This is a genomic window from Streptomyces sp. NPDC054847, from assembly GCF_053610925.1.
This window is the reverse complement of the sequence record NZ_JBSGZJ010000694.1, coordinates 1-2,280: the sequence shown is the minus strand read 5'-3', so window position 1 is coordinate 2,280 and position 2,280 is coordinate 1. Positions and strand designations below refer to the sequence as shown.

The 2,280-nt window shown below is 73.9% G+C and carries 1 protein-coding gene and 1 pseudogene; both read left to right on the top strand.

Features of this window, described 5'->3' with window-relative positions; translation table 11 throughout:
- Positions 1 to 108: 108 nt before the first annotated feature.
- Positions 109 to 1,779 carry a DUF3492 domain-containing protein gene (locus ACWGH4_RS34335; RefSeq protein ID WP_453467730.1) on the top strand — a complete coding sequence of 557 codons (1,671 nt, stop codon included), beginning with the start codon at positions 109 to 111 and terminating at the stop codon, positions 1,777 to 1,779.
- A pseudogene (locus tag ACWGH4_RS34330) lies at positions 1,776 to 2,280 on the top strand (hypothetical protein); the annotation flags it as partial. The gene ACWGH4_RS34335 and the pseudogene ACWGH4_RS34330, both read left to right, overlap by 4 nt.

Genomic DNA, 2,280 nt, shown 5'->3' with positions numbered 1-2,280 from the left:
ACGGACAACCGTCCGTCGCGCCACCGGCATGTCCGCTTAACGTCGTTCCGCTGTGAGTCGCCGGAAATCAACGGCGGCCGCCCACAACGGGAGATCGGGGGTGCACCTGTGCGGATCGGATTGCTCACGGAGGGTGGTTACCCGTATGTGACCGGTGAGTCCAGGCTCTGGTGCGACCGGCTGGTGCGCGGGCTCGAGCAGCACGAGTTCGACCTGTACGCCCTCAGCCGGAGCGCTCAGCAGGAGAAGCACGGCTGCATCCAGCTCCCCCCGCAGGTTCGCAGGGTCCGTACGGCGGCCCTGTGGGCGCCGGCGGACGACGGTCGGACCTACGGACGGCGTGAACGCCGGCGCTTCGCGGGCCATTTCAAGGACCTCGCCGCCGCGGTGTGCGCCGACGGCGACGGATTCGCCGAGGGGCTGTACGGACTGGCGGAACTCGCCCGGGAGCACGGCGGGCTGTACGCCGCCCTCCGCTCGGAGACGGCCGTGCGCGCCCTCGAGTCGGCCTGCCGGGCGCCCGGCACACGCCGCACCGTCCACGGCGCGACGGTGGTGGACCATCTGGCCTTCGCCGACCGGCTCGAACGAGCCCTGCGCCCCCTCCTCCTCGACTGGTACGACGAGGACGGCCTCGGCGCGGTGGACCTCTGCCACGCGGCGGCCGGTGGATCGGCAGCCCTGCCCGGCCTGTTGGCCAAACGCTTCTGCGGAGTCCCGCTGCTGGTCACCGAGTACGGCGTCCAGCTACGCGCCCACTACCTCGCCGCCACCGACGCCGGGCTGAGCACACCGGTCCGGGCCCTCCTCGCCGCCTTCCACGGCCGGCTGGCCGCGGAGGTCTACCGGCAGGCGTCCGTCATCACGCCCGGCAACACCCACGCACGGCGCTGGCAAGAGAGGTGCGGCGCGGCCCGCGAGAAGCTGCGCACGGTCTATCCCGGCATGGAGGCGGATCGTTTCGCGGCCGTCGGCGAGAGCGGCGACACCGGCGATCCGCACACCCTCGTCTGGGTCGGACGGATCGAGCCGTCCAAGGACCTCATCTCCCTGCTCCACGCCTTCGCCGAGATCCGCAAGGCGGAACCGCTCGCCAGGCTCCGACTGTTCGGCGCGCCCGCGCAGAGCCCTGAGGCCGTCACCTATCTCGCCCACTGCAAGGCGCTCGCGGCTCAGCTCTTCCCCGACGAGGCCGACGGCGCCCATGCCGTCGGCGACAACCCGGTCTCCTTCGAGGAGATCGGGGGCCCCGAGGCGCCGGAGCTCGTCGACGCCTACGCGGCAGGGGGAGTGGTCGTCCTGTCCAGCGTCGTCGAGGGCTTCCCGATCAGCCTCGTGGAGGCGATGTTCTGCGGTCGCGCGACCGTGTCCACGGACGTGGGCGCGGTCGTGGAGGTCATCGGCGGCACCGGGCTCGTCGTGCCCCCGCGCAATCCGCGGGCGCTCGCCGACGCCTGCGTCTCCCTGCTGCGTGACGGCGCACGACGGGAGCGACTCGGTGCCGCGGCGCGCGCCCGCGCACTCGAACTCTTCACGGTGGAACAGAACCTGACGGCATTTCGCGGCATCTATCTGGAGCTGATGTCGCATTCGCCGGTCCAGCGGGACGTCGTCGACGCCGACGGCGGGCCGCTGCCCTTCGCGCACCCGGCCGAGTGTCACGTCCCGGCGCCCTGGACAGGCGCGACGGCCCGCCCCCGCACCCCCAGTTGGGCCGAGGAGCCGCGTCTCGTCGCGGCCGGAGCCCCACCGGAGACGGCGAAGGAGACACAGCCATGACGGCCCCCAGAGTCACCGGGAGCACGGCGCACGCGGACCCGGCCGGCGCCGGGCGGGCCACCGACCCGGCCCTGGCCCTCGCGGCCCTCACCCAGCTCCACGAGGAACTGGCCGCCGCGACCGCCGCCGAGGCGGGCCACCGGCCGGACACGGCGGCAGAGCCGTCAGCGGAGGCCCCTGGCGCGCCGCGACCGGGCGCCCGGACGGACGACGACGGGACGGGCGCCGTACGCCCGGGGGAGTCTCGGTCATCCGCCGCCGCCCCGGGCGCCGCGGACGGCGGCCCCGGCGGTGCGCGGCAAGGACGCCGGGGACCTGCCGACCCGGTCAAGGCGCTCATGCACCGCCACCGCGAACTGTGCGAGCAGGCCGTCGACCCGCTGGAGATCGCGGCGGGCCTCGAGGCGCACGGAGTCACGGACCGCACCGCGGCACGCTTCCGCCACCGCGATGTCTTCGCTCTCGCCGAGGAGATGTACGCGCGTGTGCCCCGAGGCAAGG